Origin of the sequence: Pandoraea sp. (genome assembly GCF_004297875.1) — a bacterium.
Lineage (GTDB): Bacteria > Pseudomonadota > Gammaproteobacteria > Burkholderiales > Burkholderiaceae > Pandoraea.
This window is the reverse complement of sequence record NZ_SCSK01000006.1, coordinates 1-15,946: the sequence shown is the minus strand read 5'-3', so window position 1 is coordinate 15,946 and position 15,946 is coordinate 1. Positions and strand designations below refer to the sequence as shown.

Below are 15,946 nucleotides of genomic sequence, written 5' to 3'. Positions count from 1 at the left end.
ATCCGTCCATGAAAGACGCTCCAGACACGCCGTGCGCCTCGCTCAAGGATAGTACGCCCGAGGCGATCGGTCCGGCTGACCTGCTCCGGCTATTTGAGCGTTGCGCCTGGTTTCGCGCGCTTGCCAGCGAACACCGGAGTCTTGTGCTGGAGCACGCGCACGCCGAATACCGGGAGGCCGGAGCGCTCGTCGCCCGCCGGCAGGCGCCGTCCGACTATTGGATCGGCGTCCATTCCGGCTTGCTCAAGCTCGCTCTTTACACGCCGTCCGGGCGCAGTTGCACTTTTTCCGGTGTACCCCCGGGGGGCTGGTTCGGCGAGGGCAGCGTCATCAAGCGCGAGCTGCGCAAGTACGATGTCGTGGCCATCCGGCCCTCGGTCGTCGGGTTCGTGCCGTCGGTCACCTTCCACACACTGCTCTCTTCCAGCCTGCCGTTCAATGCTTTCGTGATCCACCAATTGAACAACCGGATGGGAGAATTCATCGCTTCGATCCAGAACAGCCGCCTGCTCGACGTCGACGCGCGGGTCGCCCAATCGCTCGCGCAACTGTTCAACCCCGACCTTTACCCCGAGACGGGGCAAATACTCGCCATTTCGCAGGAAGAAGTCGGCCTGCTGGCGGGTGTCTCGCGCCAGCGCAGCAATCAGGCATTGCAGAACCTCGAGCGGCTTGGCATCGTGCGCGTCTCGCGCAGTCAGATCGACGTGCTCGACCTCCAGCGGCTCTGCGCATTCGGGCGTGACCAGATATAAAGCCCGCTGTGCGGGCTTGGCCGCGTCTGCGACGCCGGCTCAGCCGGGGCGCGCTCTTGCCGGTCGCGAGTAGTCAGCCGGAGACGCTTTTGCTTGCAACGCTTTCGTGGCGAGCGAAGGCTGGCGACTCCAGTTCGAGGGATTGCCCCTTGGTTTCATAGCCGAAGATCAGCATCGCCGCGGTCGCGATGACCGCATCGAGACAGAAGATCAACATGGCGAATTTGAGGCCGCCCGCTTTCATCATCAAAGGGAAAAGCACGATGCCGGTGATCGCTCCAAGTCGGCCGAGGGCCGCGGCGAGCCCGGTACCGAATGACCGGATGTCTGTCGGGAATACTTCCGGCGCGACGACACCCACCAGCCCCGCCGGTCCGATCCAGACGACCAGTTGAAACAGGCTGAACAGCACTAGCAATACGGAAAATATATGCGAATCGCTTGCCAGGTAGAGACCGAAGTCAATCAAGGCGAGCATGCCGAAGCCGATGGTGGCGAGGAACTTTCGGCCAACGCGTTCCACCGACGAAAACATGATGATCGCACCGGTGAGCGCAAACAGCGATACGACTGCGCCTCCCATTAAGGAGAGATTGCTGGTGAAGCCGAGTGTTTTCAATATATAGGGCGTGAAATAGCCCACGCCGTACGTATTGAATGTCACGCAAAACCACATGAAGAATATATATAAGGTGCCATAAGTCTGTCGCTTCGAGCGGAAGAGTGCGGCAAGATTGACCGGCCGGCGCTTAGCCGACGGCACATGATTCGGGTCGATCTGTAGCGTTGCACCGCTGCCCGGCACGACGGCATTCATCGCTTCTCTCGCCTCATCGATCCTGCCTTGACGAACCAGCCAGCGCGGCGACTCTGGAATGTCGCGTCGCCCGATGAAAACGATGACAGATGGAATTAGCGCGAGGCCAAACAGAACGCGCCAGGTTTCCTGATGCAGGATCGGGTTGAGCCCGTAACTCAGCAGGTAGGTGAAGGCGCTCGCAAGGGTCCACATAATCCATGTGCTTGCGTTCAATTTGCCGCGCAGCGAGCGAGGTGCAAACTCGGCGATGATCGTGAAGCTCAATGCTTGGTCGGCGCCAATCGCAAAACCCAGGCCGATGCGTGCGATCACCAGCATCGGATAGTTGATGGCGACGGCGCTGAGCAGCGCGAAAAGCGCGTAAAGCGTGATGTCCGCCATATACATGAACTTCCGCCCAAGCCGGTCGGCGAGATAACCGATGCTGACGGCACCGATGATGGTGCCCACATAGGTGGACGTCGCCAGTAGCGCGACCTGTCCAGGCTGTAGATGGAAATAGGGTACGAGGAAAATGAGCGCCGACGCGATATTGGTAAAGTCATATCCTTCAAGGAATACGCCCATTCCCGATAAGAACGTCACGCGACGATGAAATGCGTTTAAAGGCGCCTTGTCCAAGGCGTCGAATGAAGAAGCGCTTGCCACGGTTGTCTCCTTGATATCGTTTAATTGGATTACGGTCTTGCGGGGCTTGCCATGTCCGCCCATTCGGCCTGATGGGTACGCTATAGCCTCAGATGCGATTCGACGTCATGACCGGTATAGATCAACGCGGGGCGCCGCAAGGCCACTTGCTCCAGCGCGGCGACTGCCTCGAAAACATCGGTCAGGATGCCTGACGGGATACGCTCCAGATAATTGCGGTGCAACGGAATCGCATCGCCGGTGATGATCGCCTCGCCCGCAGGGGTCGGAACACAAAACATCTGCGAGCCAGGCGTGTGACCACCCACCTTCAACGCTTCGAGCCCGCCGGGCAACGTGACGTCGCCGTCGATTTCCCGAATGCGACCGTTATCGATCAGGGAGGCCAGATAGGCCTGATGACTAAAAAAGCGATCGATGGCCGGATGCTGGCGGCTATGGCTGCGGAAGAATTCGATTTCGCGTCGCTGAGCATAAAAAGTCGCCTTGGGGAATCGATCGGCGTTGGCCGCATGATCCCAGTGCAGGTGGGTCAGCAAAATCGTGTCCACCTGGTTGGCATCGATGCCGGCGTTGGCCAGCGCCGCAACGACATCGATAACGTGCGTAAGGCCGCGCCGCTTTGCCTCTTGGAGCGGCGGTCCGGTGTCGACAAGCAGGGTGCGCGTGGCGCTGCGCAGCACCCAGACGCGATACGCAATCGCGATTGGCGTGCCCGGGTCGGTCAGATAGAGGAACAACGAGGTGTCGGCGGTTCGCCGGCCAAGCTCGATGGGTTCGATGGAAAACTGATCGGCGTTCATCGGCGTCTAGGCTCGGGACTTGTCGCTTCGTCCCGATTTTGCCCGGGGTGTGGTTCGCGCCTGCGAGGCATGCTTGGCCAGTTCTTCGGCCAGAATGGGGACGCCGACGTTGCATGCATGAATGCCGAGCACGGTGGTCAGTTCAATGACTTCGAGAATTTCCTCGCGCGAGGCCCCGAGTTTCAATGCGTTCTGGATATGCCGGCGGACTCCCGGGCCATACATGTGCGTGGTGGCCGCGTTGACCGCGATCAGAATCAGCTCCTTGAATTTCGGCGAAAGCGGGCCGCTTCTGTGCGGAACGTTGCGAAAGGCGAGATAGGCCTCCATGAACTCCGGGTCCCACTCGCGTAGCGTGTCCCAGAGAGGATTCCAATCACCACGAGCGATTTGCGCATCGGTATGCGGTGTTGCCAATGGAGCGGTACCTGCCGTCTCGGCTTTTGCCGCGGCGTTTTTTTTGGGGTGAGCCATTATTTAGCGTCCTCTAGGATGAGATCGGCACCGCGTTCGCCCAACATGATCGAAGGTGCATTGGTGTTCGAAGAGGCCAGCGTCGGCATAACCGAAGCGTCGACAACGCGCAGGCCCTGCACGCCATGCACGCGCAACCTTTCGTCGACCACGCCTTGGCCGGGCCCACCGATACGGCAAGTGCCTACCGTATGCCAGGCCGTCTGCCCCGTCTCGCGCGCGTATTCGAGCAGATCGGCTTCGTCGGTGACCGACGGGCCGGGGCGGCGCTCCGCAACGATGACTCGCTGCAAGGCGGGGTGCTCGGCGATGTACCGTATCGTCTTGAGCAGTCGGCTGGCGTCGACGATGTCGGCCTCGTGCGACAGGTAGTTGGGTTGAATCCGTGGATTCCGTGCCGCGTCGGGCGAGTCGATATGCACGGAGCCGCGCGAGGCAGGGTATAGCTTGAAGCCGCCAATCGAGAACCCCGAATAGGGATCGATGCCGGCGCCTGGGGACCGGGAGTAGCGATCCTTGCCGCTGATGTGATAGATACGGATCATCACATCCGGATGCGGCAGCGAGGGATGGGTGCGCGTGATCGCATGCGCGGTCGAGGACGTTCCAGCCATCAGGCCGCGGCGCGTGAGCAGGTACTGCAGGCCGACGAGCATTCGTCGCATCGGATTACCCATCACGTCGTTGATGGTGATCGGCAAGGTCGTCTCATAGGTGCAACGCAACTGGATGTGATCGATGAGGTTTTCGCCGACCGCGGGAATGTGGCTAACGACCGGAATGGCGAGACGCTGAAGCAGGCCGGCGTCGCCGATCCCCGACAATTCAAGCAGTTGCGGTGACTTGATGGCCCCGGCGCAAAGAAGTATTTCGCGGCGGGCGTATACCAGATGAGTTTGACCGTGCTGCACATACTCCACGCCGCTCGCCCGTGTGCCGCTGAAAACGACGCGTTTGACCAGAGCGTCGGTTTCGACCAGCAGATTGGAACGCTTGCGGGCGTCGCGCAGATAGGCGGTTGCAGTGCTCCAGCGGCGCCCCTTCCAGGCCGTTTGCTCGAGATAACGCACGCCCTCATAACTGCCCGCGTTGTAGTCTGCGGTCTCTTTGATACCGGCCTGCATGCAGGCTTGTATGAAGCCGTCGGACAAGGCGTCGGTATCGCGGATCTTGCGGTCGGTGATGCGTACCGGACCACTGTGGCCGCGACGGGAATCGCGGTTATACGGATAAGACTCGAGACGCTTGAAGTATGGGAGCAGATCGTCGAAGCTCCAGCCGGGACATCCCAGTGCCGGCCATCGGTCATATTCATGCGGATCACCCCACACGTACGCCATGCCGTTGAGCGCACTGGATCCGCCCAGTACCTTGCCGCGCGGCGAGTAGACGCGCTGGCTGTGCATCGCAGGTTGGGGTTCGGTCTCGAATTTCCATGCGTACCGCTCATTGGTCAGCAGTTTGCCTACGCCCAATGGGATATGAATCCAGATGCTGCTGTCTTTGCCGCCGGCCTCCAGCAGAAGCACGCGATGTCGGCCATGTTCGGTTAGCCGAGCCGCCAGCGCGCATCCCGCTGAACCCGCTCCGACGACGACGTAGTCGAATTCGCTCGGTGTATTCATTTGCTTGCCTGAGCGCGGTGTGCGAAGGAATCGCGGCGGAAACTATAGAGAGCGTTGGGATCGACTTGCACATCGATGACCGCGGGCTTGCCGCACGCCAGTGCCGCCTGCAGCGCAGGGCCGAATTGTTCGGCACGCTCGACGCGGAACCCGGCTGCGCCAAACAACTCGGCAAGCTTGTCGTATGGTGGGTTCGGCACGTCGGCGCCGATGTAGCGACCGCCGAAGAAATCGCGCTGATAAGCTTTCTCGGCGCCCCAGCAGCCATTGTTCATGACCACGCAAATGCTGTTGATCCGATGCGAGACGGCAGTACCGATCTCGCTCATCGTCATGCCGAATCCGCCGTCGCCCATCAAGCTGATCACCGTACGCTCGGGACAAGCAAGCTTGACTCCCAGGCCACATGCATATGAAAACCCAACCAGGCCGAAGTCGAGTGGAGTAAATAGAGACGGCGGCTTTGCGAAATTCAACTGGTCGGTCGCCTGCAGGCACAGTGTTCCCGCATCCATGGTGAACATGGTGTCGTCCGGGCAACCGTCGCGCAGCATCTTGAAGAGCGTTGCCGGTTGAATCGGGTTGCTCGCCCGCGCTCCTTCCGCGTCGCGCTGTGCGAGCAAGGCGGACCGCTTGCTTTGAAAGTCGGCAACCCATTGCACGGCATGCGTTGGAGCATGACCGCTCAGTTCGCGTGCCAACTGTGCGGCGACGATGCTGGCGTCGGCAAAGATGCCCAGTGCGACCGGCACAAGACGGCCCAGAGCCAGCGGGTCGGTCTCGACCTGAATGATGGCGGCCTGGGCGTTGAGGTTGTCGAACGAATAGAAGGTCGTGTTGAAGCCAATACGTGTGCCGAGCGCGAGGATTACGTCGGCCTGCCGAGCCAGGTCGGTGGCAACGACATTGCCGCGCGGCCCCATTTGTCCGGCATATAGCGGATGCGCGCAGGGTAGTGCGTCACCGTGGCCGGGCGACATGACCACCGGAGCGTGCAGCAACTCCGCGAGCTTCAGCACGGCTTCATGGCATCGACCGTTTTTGACGCCACCTCCGGCCAGTATCAGTGGACGCTGTGCAGCCCGCAATAGGCTCGCCGCCTGGGCGACGCTGTCGCCATCGGCAGCGGGCGCCGATGCACCGTGCCAGTGACTTGGCCCGTGATCGTATTCGATGATCTCGGCAAGAAGGTCTCTTGGCAAGTTCAGCGCCACCGGCCCCCGACGCGGCGCGAGAGCCGTGCGAAACGCCTCGTGAGTCATTTCCGGCAGACGTTTGGCCTGGGTGGCGGTCCATGTTTTCTTGGTGACAGTCTTCAACAGCGATTGCTGGTCGACCTCCTGGAATGCGTCACGGTAGACGTGCCCGCTCGAGAGCGATCCGGCAAGCGCGACCACCGGGGAATATGCCGCCGATGCCTGCGCCAGCCCGGTAACGAGATTGGTGACGCCTGGACCATTTTGTCCGGCGATGACGACTCCGGCTTTGCCTGACGCTCGAGCGTAGCCGTCGGCCATATGTGTACCGGTGCGCTCGTCGCGCACCCCGATAAAGCGGATGTCATCAGCACCGTGGAGCGCGTCGAAAATCTCCATGCCGGCCGAACCGATCAGGCCGAATACGTGGTCGACCTCTTCGGCCAGCAAGGTGTCGACGACTGCTTTTCCACCGGTAACTTTGCTCATATTGACGGTTCCTTCATATGAAGTGCGATATGGAATACGCGGAATACGGATTCATCACCGCGGGAGGTTGAATTGATGATTATCAATTTTGCAATAATGTCGACATTTAGGCAAGATGAAATTTTCGCTGATTTGAAACGAGAGGGGCACGGTCGGTGCGCGCTCCACATTTGGTGAAGCTGCAAGAGGCAACAAAGGGGATCGAAAAGCAGGCTCGACGGGGTGGCGAGTCCGCAAAGAATTTTGACGAGTTGGGTCACGCCGTGCAGTAAAATCGCGGAACACCATGCGCTATTGACAATCCCGCCTATGCCCGCCAACTTTTCGCCGGCCTCGCTTACTGCGACCCTCCCTATTCAAATTGCCGAACAGATCGGCACGGCGATCATGGAAGAGCAATTCGCTCCCGGCGAGCGTATCCGGGAGGTCAGTCTGGCTGCGTCGTTCAACGTGAGTCGAGCCACTGTACGAGATGCATTGCGAATATTGGAGAGCCGCGGTTTGGTGCGCATCCTGCCGCAACGGGGAGCGCAGGTCACGCTGCTATCCTCGCAGGAATTGCAAAATCTGTTCGAAATCAGAGCGGTGTTGCTGGCGCTTGCTTCTCGGCGCGCCGCCGGCAATTTCCGCGCCGAGGACGCGCCGCGCCTGAAAGCCGCGCTCGCGCAACTCAAGGCAACGCTCAATGATGCCAAGGGCTATGCGCGTGCCAGCGCTGCCATGGTGACCGAGGTCGCGGCCCTCTCGGGTAGCGAGCAACTCAGTGAAATGATCACAGGGTTTGCTCAGCGTATCGGTCGATACGCGCGTTTGGGACTGGTAACCCAGAAGCGCCGCAATCGTTCGCTGTCGAATTGGACGGCGCTGGTGGCTGCCATCATCGCCAAGAACGAGGAGCTTGCCGAAGCCACGCATCGTCGATTGGCGCTCGAAAACAGAGATGCGGCAATGGAAGAAATCGAAGCTCGCGCAAAGGCCGGCCACGCAGGCGAGTCCGGGAAGCAGGGTTCACGCAAGCTGCAGCCAGTCGAGGAACGATAGCCGGCCGGCTCCGGCCCAGGGGGACATCCCGAACGCCGCACGTGACGCGCCTGGCGGCTGGCCGGCAACAAACCGTGGAGTCGGCCTAGGGGGCGCCCAGCCGTCATGACGAAACCGTTGCACCGCTGCAGCGAGCCGGTTGCCTTCGGGCGGCGCCTCAACTTCCCGGCAAGCCGTAAACCTCCGGAAAGAACAGGTCTTTCCACGAGGTTGGCATATGTTTGATCGTTCCGAGGCGGTACATGGTTTTTGCGTAATCCATGATGTGCTGAGGCACCATGGTTACGTGGACGTCGGGGTCGTTGAGCATTTTCAGGACGTCGTCTGCGCTTCCCGAGCCCTTTTCGTCCTGTACGTAAATCGCCGCGGCCTGACGTTTATGGGCATTGATGAAGTCGGTCGCTTCGGTCAGCGCGTCGTAGTAGGCCTTGACGGTCTTCGGGTTTTCGTCGCGGAATCGGGTGGTGGTCCAAACCATAAGAAATGTCGCCGGTCCTCCGGTGACGTCATAGGAACTGAGCATTCGATGGATGCCCGGGTGTGTGAGCTCCTCGTATTGATATGGCGGCGCGGTAAATTGAGCGGTGATATAGCTTTTTGACAGCAGGGCCGTCATACCATCGGGGTGTGCCAGATTCACCATCAACGGGTCGAATTTCCGGAAATTGGCGGCGCCATATCGTTTCGCCGCGGCCATTTGCAAAATCAGCGTTTCGATCGACGATCCGGCACTGGCGACGGCAATCCGGTCGCTGCTGGTGAAGTCGTCCAGGGATTTCAGGCGCGGCTGATTGGCGTTGAGAAACATCGGCATGGACGAGAGCGCCGCTATGCCTTTGACTTTCAGATTCGATTGCGTGCGATCCCACAGCGTCAGCATCTGCGGTGGCCCGCCTCCAGCGAACGCGGTGCGCCCCGAGAGCAGCGCGTCGTTGACGACCGAGCCGGTGCCGATTTGCGACCAGGTAACCTTGCTGTGGAGTCCCTCCTGCTGCAAATGCTTTTCAAGCAGATGGTCGTGCCGCATTACATAAAGCGGCAAATAGCCGATGCCATACTGAATCGTCACATTGACGGTACTCACCTCGGCGCGCGCCGGCAAGACGCTCGCCATCAGTGCAAGTGCCGTGAAAATGCCGGTAACCACACGTGCATGTCTCATTCATGTCTCCTTTTTCTTGAATAATTTTCAAGCTTTTGAGGCTCTATGCGCAGAGAAACAAGTGACAAGAGAATTTTGCAAATGCAAATATGCAACAATGTCGACATTGTTGCAAGTTAAAAAGAGAGGGGAGATAACAACGACCATTGCCGAGCGTCATGTTCGGTGGCGGGACGGCGCGGCGACGAACATGACGACGAGGCCATGTCTTGGATTTTCCCGCATCGCCGTTTTCGAGAGGTGATCGGGGTGGCACGAAACCGCGGACAGTGTCTCAGTTGCGGAGGCCGGTGCGAGAGCTGCCTTGCTTTGGACTTCGACGATCACCCGTGCTGCTGGTGCGCGCAATGCGTCGCGCATTACAGTATTGGGCGCCGATGCATTGTTTGACGGCCGACGCTTGCGCACACTGACGATCGTGGATAACTACACGCGCGAGTGCTTGGCCATCGATGTCGGTGCGGCACTGCGGGGCGAAGACGTTGTAGCTGCGCTGGAGCGCATCGTCGCCGGCCGCCCTTTGCCGCGTTTCATCAAAGCGGATAATGGCAGCGAGTTCATCTCCAAGGTGCTCGACAAGTGGGCGTATGAGAATGGCGTAGAAATCGACTTCTCTCGCCCTGGCAAGCCAACCGATAACGCGAAGAATGAGTCCTTCAACGGCCGCTTTCGCGAGGAATGCCTGAACGCGCATTGGTTCTTGTCGCTCAAGGACACAAGGTGCAAAATCCAAGCTTGGCGCGAGTACTATAACGAGACGCGTCCCCACTCTGCATTGCAGTGGATGACGCCCTCTGAATTCGCCCGTCAGTGCAGGTCTCGGGCCGAATCGGCCCAACCCGAAGAGCCGGAAATTTCCACTTCAGAACGGCCCTGATTTGGGGTCAGCCTCAAAAACGAACTTTACTAGACTCCAGATGGCCCTGTTTGTAGGGGCAGGTCAATATTGCCTTGCTAGGCTGCTAAGTGCAGCCCGGCAATTCAAAGTTAAGTGAACAAAGTTCAAAGTTGAGTGAATTGTCGAGATTCATCTAATTTTGAACTAGTCATGTTGATAGGATAACGCCTCGCGGGAGCGCTGCTCAGTCAACTTTGAACCAGTGGTTCACTTAAGTCTGAATTATCGGGTATTTGGTGCGTTTAACTTTGAATTTTCCGGACGGTGTGGTTGAGCCCCGGGTTTGGGGGCAGCCTCAGTTGAGCAGCATTCGACGCGGGCATCTGCGAGATCACGTTTTATACGCCGGATTGCCAAACGACTCGGGATGTCGAGAAATGCGTCAGACAGCGCTAGCGTGCCGCTAACTTGAGCCGGCGCGGCGCAAGAAGGTGCGCATTGCTTCGAGCAAGGCACGCAGTACCGGCGCTTGCGGCGCGTCGATTCGCAATGCCAAGCCCACTGGTTCTTCGGCGCCGGCGCTCGCCAGCGGTAAGCATGTCAGCGAGCCGTCAGCGAGGTCGTGCGCGACGGTGCCACGCGGCACAAACCAGACGGCATCGTTCTCCAGCGTAAGCGCCTTGCCGGCGGAGACCGATAGCAGTTCAATGTGAGCCTGGAGCGGCGTGGCGCCGGCGGCAGCAAGCAGTCGGTCTGCCGACTGGCGGATGACGGTGCCTGGCGGCGGCAGTAGCACCGGGTAGTCCCGCAAGCCGGCTGCGATAGCGAGCGGCGCGCGCAGCAGCGGGTGGTCGGCCCTGACCACCGCCACGAGTGGCTCGCCGCAAAGGTATTCGAAGCTCAGACCTGCCATCAGCTCAGGGTCCGAGGAGCGGCACAGCGCGACTTCCACTTCGCCCGCTTTGAGTTTGGCAGTCAGTTCCTTGTTGGTGCCGGTAACCACGCGCAGTGAAACGGCGGGCCATTGCCGGCGCAATTGTGCCGCGACGGGCGGCAAACACGCGGCGGCGAGGGTCGGCAGGATGCCGAGGTTGATGAAGCCTGGCGCGTGCCCACTGGTGCGCGCCAGGGCGTTCACGCCTGTCTGCAGCGCGTTCAGGCAGGCGCTGGCGTGCGGCAGGAACCATTGCGCCTGGCGGGTTGGCGTCGCGCCGCCGCGGCCACGTTCGAACAGAGCAACACCGAGCAATCCTTCGAGTTCGGCGACGGTTTTCGAGACGGCGGGCTGAGTGATCGAAAGCGCTGTGGCCGCTTTTTGCAGGCTGCCAAATTGCGCAATGGCCAGGAAACATTGCAAATGGCGCAACTTGATCCGGCCGTCGGTCAAGGGATTTTTCATAACTAATGGTTATGTTATCGCTGAAAAAAGATCATTTTCTATAAATTTTGGAAAGAGATAAAGTTATTTCTTGGCATTTCGATTTTAACTATTGCCCCGAGGAGACCATCGTGCCAGACACCGTACTCGATCCGCGCGACTGGGCGTCGCACCCGGCGTATCTGCATCCTCCTTATGCGTCGACCCTGTTGCGCGGCCCCACGCAGCCGCTGGTTCCTTTGCGGGGCCGGCTGAGCAATTTGCATGCGCCTGTCTACGGTGCGCATGAGTTGGGTCCGCTCGATCATGACTTGACGCGCAACGCAGTGAAGAACGGCGTGCCGCTGGGCGAACGCATTATCGTCACAGGCCGTGTGCTCGACGAGCGCGGCCGTCCGCTCGCCAACACCCTGGTGGAAATCTGGCAGGCCAATGCCGCTGGCCGCTACGTGCATAAGGCGGATCAGCACGACGCGCCGCTCGACCCGAATTTTCTCGGCGCGGGGCGCTGCTTGACTGACACACAGGGCCGTTATCGCTTCCTCACTGTCAAGCCTGGCGCTTATCCGTGGGGCAATCACCCCAACGCCTGGCGCCCGAATCATATTCACTTTTCGTTGTTTGGAGAGCACTTCGGCGCGCGCCTGGTGACGCAGATGTATTTTCCCGGCGATCCGCTGCTGGCTCACGATCCGATTTTCCAGGGCACCCCCGCCGGCGCTCGCGAACGGCTCATTGCCAGCTTCGCGTTGGATGCGACCGAGCCGGGCTACGCGCTGGGCTACATATTCGACATCGTGTTGCGAGGTGCACGCGAAACCCCGTGGGAGAGATAGACCATGACGCTCAAGCAGACCCCTTCGCAAACCGTCGGACCTTACTTCGCCTATGGCCTGTGCCCAGCGCAGTATGGCTACGATCTGCCGAACCTGTTCGCCATGACGCCAGTCGAGCTCACGACGCCGGGCCAACGTATCACCGTGGTCGGGCAAGTCCTCGACGGCGCGGGCGCGCCAATCAACGACGCGCTACTGGAAGTTCTTCAGGCCGACGCAGCAGGGCGTTATGCGACGACGCACGACGATGCAGCGCGCCTTGGCATGCGCGGCTTTTGCCGAATCGGCACTGGTACTGATGCGCAGCACCGCTTTGTTTTGCACACCATCAAGCCGGGCGCCGATGGTACGGGCTCTGCGCCACATCTGGACGTGATCCTACTCATGCGTGGCATGCTGCTGCATGCTTTTACACGTATTTACTTCGACGACGAGCCCGAGGCTAATGCGGCCGACGCGGTACTTAATAGCGTGTCGGCGGCACGCCGCTACACGCTGATCGCGCGGCGAAGCAGTGCGGAGCCCGGCATGGTTTATCGTTTCGATATCCACATGCAGGGGGCGCGGGAAACAGTATTCTTCGATCTTTGACCCGCTTGCTCCATTCGTCAGTTCGTGGATTCCAAGTCAGGGGTTGCCAGCGCAAAGCAAGCTCGTTTTGACGCTAACCCACCCTAGGAGCATCATCCGATGCACATGCTGAATAATGCATTTTCCACGGCGCCGATGCGCGAACTCTGGGACGATGCCGCCGTACTGGCGGCGATGCTGCGCTTCGAGGTTGCGCTCGCGCAGGCGCAGGCGGCGTGCGGCGTGGTGCCGGCCGATGCTGGCCCGGCCATCAAAGACGCTTGCCGGACACTGCGCATTGATGCGGGTGCGCTTGGCGAGGAGGCACGCCGGGCGGGTACGTTGGCGATTCCGCTGGTCAAGACATTGAAGGCATGGGTTGCGCAAGCCGTACCGGTCGCAGCCCCCTATGTGCATTACGGCGCAACCAGCCAGGACGTGTGTGATACGGCGCTCGTGTGTGTGGCGCAGGCCGCGTTGCTGCAGATATACGAGGCGCTGGGCCGGCTTGGCGACGGGTTCGCCACGCAGATCGAGCGGCATCGGCGCACCGCCATGCTGGCGCGCACATTGCTGCAGCCGGCTGCTCCAGTATCGTTTGGCTGGAAGGCAGCCGGATGGCTTGACGCCGTGGCCCGCAGCGGATTGGCGCTGCGCGAGGCGGGCGAGGCTGCGCGCGTACTGCAGTTCGGCGGTGCCAACGGCACGCTGGTGACGCATGGCGCGCACGCGGGCGCGGTGACCCGCGCACTGGCCGAGCAACTCGGCTTGCGCGCTGCGCCGATTTCCTGGCATGGCACGCGCGACCGCCTGGCCCGTGTGGGCAACGAATTGGCCGTGCTTTGCGGCGTGCTGGGAAAATTCGGGCGCGACGTGTCGCTACTCATGCAAAGCGAAGTTGCGGAAGTGTTCGAGCCGGTCGGCGAAGGCCGAGGAGGGTCATCGGCGATGCCGCACAAGCGCAACCCGGTGGCTTGCATGCATATGCTCGATGCCGCCTATCGCGCGCCCCTGCTTGCAGTGACACTGACCGGCGAACTGGCCGCCGAACATGAGCGGGGCCTTGGCAGCTGGCCCAACGCGCTGCCAGTGCTCACCGAGCTGTTTTTGTTGACCGCCAACAGCGTCGATGCTGCTATCGAGGCGGCTGAGGGTATGCGAGTCAATAGCGACGCAATGCAAGCCAATATCGAGCGCGTGCATGGCGTTATCTACTCAGAGGGCGTCTTGCAACTGCTCACGCGACACTTTGACATGAGCGCGGCGCAACGCATTATCGCTGCGCTGTGCGAAGAAGCCACGCGGCGCCGGGTGCCGCTACGCGACCTGCTACTTGCCGATCAGCAGGTCGGTGCAGTCGTGTCCGCTGCCGAGATCGATGCAGCGTGCAGTCTGTCCGCCCACCTCGACGCCGCTCAGACAATGGCGGACCAGGTCTTACAGGACTGGCAAGCCCAACGTCGACTTTTATCGGGAAATTGACCATGCCTCATATCCAGAGCGGTACCGCTCGCATTTACTGGCGCGCCGACGGCGACGCAGCACGCCCTGCGCTGGTACTGGGCAATTCGCTCGGCACCGACTTTTCATTGTGGGACCCCGTGCTGCCTCGGCTGATGCGGCATTTCTACGTGGTGCGCTACGATATGCGGGGCCATGGCGCGTCGGACGCGCCGGAGGGCGACTATACGCTCGACGAGTTGACCGACGACTTGGCGGCGGTTGTGGTGGCGGCCGGGCTGACGCGTTTTCACTACTGTGGCGTGTCACTCGGGGGCATGGTGGGCATGGCGTATGCGGCACGGGAGCAGAACCGGCTCGAACGGCTGGTGCTGTGCAATACGTCCACCTTTTTCGAACGGGAGGTGTGGGACACGCGCATCGCCGCGGTACGTGCCGGCGGCACGGCGGCGGTCGCTGATGCGGTACTGGCACGCTTCTATACGCCGAGGTTCGTCGCGCGAGGCGGTTTGGAGTATTTGCGCGTTCGCGATACATTGCTGTCGCTTGCACCCCAAGGGTATGTTGGCTGCTGCGCGGCCATTCGCGACATGCGCATAGGCGACAAGCTGCCCGGCATTGCTGTGCCGACGCTGGTGCTGACAGGCGCTCACGATCAGTCGACCCCGCCCGCGCGCGGGCAGGCGATTGCCGACGCGATCCCAGGCGCGCGGCTTCATACATTGCCGTGTGCACATATTCCGATGACCGAAGTACCATGGCAATGGTGCGACACGGTGCTCGACTTTCTCGACCCGGCGCCCGCCTGGGACGAAGCGGCGCGCTATGCCGCCGGCCTGGCACGCCGCAAGCAGGTACTTGGAGCCGCCTATGTCGAGCAGCGTCTGGCAGCGGTGACGCCATTCAACACGCGTTTTCAACAGCTCATTACGCGCCTGGCATGGGGCGAGATATGGACGTCGAGTCGTTTTGAAGACACGGCGCGACGTGCGATGGTGCTGGCAATGATGACCGCGCTGGGCCGCTGGGAAGAGTTTGAATTGCATGTCAATGCCGCGCTGCGCGCCGGTGTCGAACCGGAAGTCATCGAGGAAACATTGATGCAGGCTGCGGTTTATTGTGGTGTGCCAGCGGCCAATACGGCATTTGCGTTGGCGGCGAAGGCGGTGGCGATGCAGAATGAGGACGAGCCCAGATAATCAGGCGATCACGCCGCGCGATCCACGCCGGGACTGGGAACGGCGAGATGTAATTCGAAGCGAAGTCAAATTGCGGGGTAAAACGCAATGGCGATAACAGCGGTTATCAGCATTGATGAATGAGAGATAATTACCGATATACGAGATATTGCTCGCGTCGCTGCATGCGGGGCACATACATGCGTAGATGGTTCGGCGGCACTTGCCGATTGCTGGCGACCAGGATCGCGATCGACTCTGGTTTCTCTTCGGTTTGCGCTCGGATGGCTTTGAGCAGCTCTGAGAGAGCTCGGCGCAAAAGAATATTCCAGTTTGGCGGAGGCTTCTCGAGTCGATAACGCAGTAAGGAAATTCTCTTGCAGGGAGTCCCTCGTGCCTTGCCGGTTTAGCATTACTCCGGCGCTGACACTTATTTCGGAAGCCGTTGATCAACGATCATATTCAACCGAAATAAGCGATCACCTTCCTCCGGATTCCCTGATCACCTACAACCTAAATCGCTGATCACGTTGACCGAAATACGCACAATGCTCAGAAAGCGTGGCGAATGCCTGCGATCACGCTTGCTTGAGAGGAGCTAGTTGATGCGGGTTGCAGGTACAGATCTGCGACTTTTGCATCACCCAGTGCCTTCTGGTACAACCCGACGAG

General features: G+C 60.4%; 13 protein-coding genes and 1 pseudogene. 7 read left to right on the top strand and 7 right to left on the bottom strand.

The annotated features are described in order from the left end of the window. Window positions 1-8: 8 nt before the first annotated feature. Window positions 9-755 (top strand): Crp/Fnr family transcriptional regulator, encoded by a 747-nt coding sequence (locus EPN80_RS02345; RefSeq protein ID WP_293023206.1) that lies wholly within the window; start codon window positions 9-11, stop codon window positions 753-755. 73 nt (window positions 756-828) lie between these two features. Here EPN80_RS02345 and EPN80_RS02340 read toward each other — a convergent pair whose 3' ends face one another. The 5 genes from EPN80_RS02340 to EPN80_RS02320 all read right to left on the bottom strand — a co-directional run bounded on the left by EPN80_RS02340 (window position 829) and on the right by EPN80_RS02320 (window position 6,810). Further along, on the bottom strand, window positions 829-2,223 hold the full coding sequence (locus tag EPN80_RS02340) for an MFS transporter (protein WP_293023204.1): 1,395 nt from the start codon (window positions 2,221-2,223) through the stop codon (window positions 829-831). An 80-nt stretch (window positions 2,224-2,303) separates the two neighbouring features. Continuing rightward, the gene (locus tag EPN80_RS02335) at window positions 2,304-3,026 is read right to left on the bottom strand and encodes an N-acyl homoserine lactonase family protein (protein ID WP_293023202.1); all 723 of its coding nucleotides are present in this window, start codon (window positions 3,024-3,026) and stop codon (window positions 2,304-2,306) included. Window positions 3,027-3,032: 6 nt separating this feature from the next. Then, complete coding sequence (locus tag EPN80_RS02330; RefSeq protein ID WP_293023200.1) at window positions 3,033-3,500, bottom strand: carboxymuconolactone decarboxylase family protein; 468 nt, start codon at window positions 3,498-3,500, stop codon at window positions 3,033-3,035. Next, window positions 3,500-5,125 carry a GMC family oxidoreductase N-terminal domain-containing protein gene (locus EPN80_RS02325; protein ID WP_293023198.1) on the bottom strand — a complete coding sequence of 542 codons (1,626 nt, stop codon included), beginning with the start codon at window positions 5,123-5,125 and terminating at the stop codon, window positions 3,500-3,502. The genes EPN80_RS02330 and EPN80_RS02325 overlap by 1 nt, the downstream gene beginning before the upstream one ends. Beyond that, window positions 5,122-6,810 carry a thiamine pyrophosphate-binding protein gene (locus EPN80_RS02320; protein WP_293023196.1) on the bottom strand — a complete coding sequence of 563 codons (1,689 nt, stop codon included), beginning with the start codon at window positions 6,808-6,810 and terminating at the stop codon, window positions 5,122-5,124. Before EPN80_RS02320 ends, EPN80_RS02325 begins: the two co-directional genes overlap by 4 nt. Window positions 6,811-7,119: 309 nt before the next feature. Between EPN80_RS02320 and EPN80_RS02315 the strand changes: the two genes are divergently transcribed. Continuing rightward, window positions 7,120-7,851: a GntR family transcriptional regulator gene (locus EPN80_RS02315; RefSeq protein WP_293023194.1), complete on the top strand. Its 732-nt coding sequence runs from the start codon at window positions 7,120-7,122 to the stop codon at window positions 7,849-7,851. Window positions 7,852-8,008: 157 nt separating this feature from the next. On the opposite strand, the gene EPN80_RS02310 is transcribed toward EPN80_RS02315, so the two are convergent. Next, the gene (locus tag EPN80_RS02310) at window positions 8,009-9,013 is read right to left on the bottom strand and encodes an ABC transporter substrate-binding protein (RefSeq protein WP_293023192.1); all 1,005 of its coding nucleotides are present in this window, start codon (window positions 9,011-9,013) and stop codon (window positions 8,009-8,011) included. Window positions 9,014-9,386: 373 nt separating this feature from the next. On the opposite strand from EPN80_RS02310, the pseudogene EPN80_RS02305 reads away from it, so the two are divergent. Continuing rightward, window positions 9,387-9,890, top strand: a pseudogene (locus EPN80_RS02305) (integrase core domain-containing protein); the annotation flags it as partial. A gap of 424 nt (window positions 9,891-10,314) precedes the next feature. On the opposite strand, the gene pcaQ reads toward EPN80_RS02305, so the two are convergent. After that, on the bottom strand, window positions 10,315-11,250 hold the full coding sequence (gene pcaQ / locus EPN80_RS02300; RefSeq protein ID WP_293023190.1) for a pca operon transcription factor PcaQ: 936 nt from the start codon (window positions 11,248-11,250) through the stop codon (window positions 10,315-10,317). 107 nt (window positions 11,251-11,357) lie between these two features. Here pcaQ and pcaH point away from each other — a divergent pair, with 107 nt between their 5' ends. The 4 genes from pcaH (at window position 11,358) to pcaD (ending at window position 15,295) form a co-directional block, all read left to right on the top strand. Further along, complete coding sequence (gene pcaH / locus EPN80_RS02295; RefSeq protein WP_293023826.1) at window positions 11,358-12,065, top strand: protocatechuate 3,4-dioxygenase subunit beta; 708 nt, start codon at window positions 11,358-11,360, stop codon at window positions 12,063-12,065. Window positions 12,066-12,068: 3 nt separating this feature from the next. Continuing rightward, window positions 12,069-12,656: a protocatechuate 3,4-dioxygenase subunit alpha gene (gene pcaG / locus EPN80_RS02290; RefSeq protein WP_293023188.1), complete on the top strand. Its 588-nt coding sequence runs from the start codon at window positions 12,069-12,071 to the stop codon at window positions 12,654-12,656. 99 nt (window positions 12,657-12,755) lie between these two features. Beyond that, window positions 12,756-14,117, top strand: coding sequence for a 3-carboxy-cis,cis-muconate cycloisomerase (pcaB, locus tag EPN80_RS02285; protein WP_293023186.1), 1,362 nt, complete (start codon window positions 12,756-12,758; stop codon window positions 14,115-14,117). Between the two features lie 2 nt (window positions 14,118-14,119). Then, window positions 14,120-15,295: a 3-oxoadipate enol-lactonase gene (gene pcaD / locus EPN80_RS02280; protein WP_293023184.1), complete on the top strand. Its 1,176-nt coding sequence runs from the start codon at window positions 14,120-14,122 to the stop codon at window positions 15,293-15,295. Window positions 15,296-15,946: the final 651 nt, after the last annotated feature.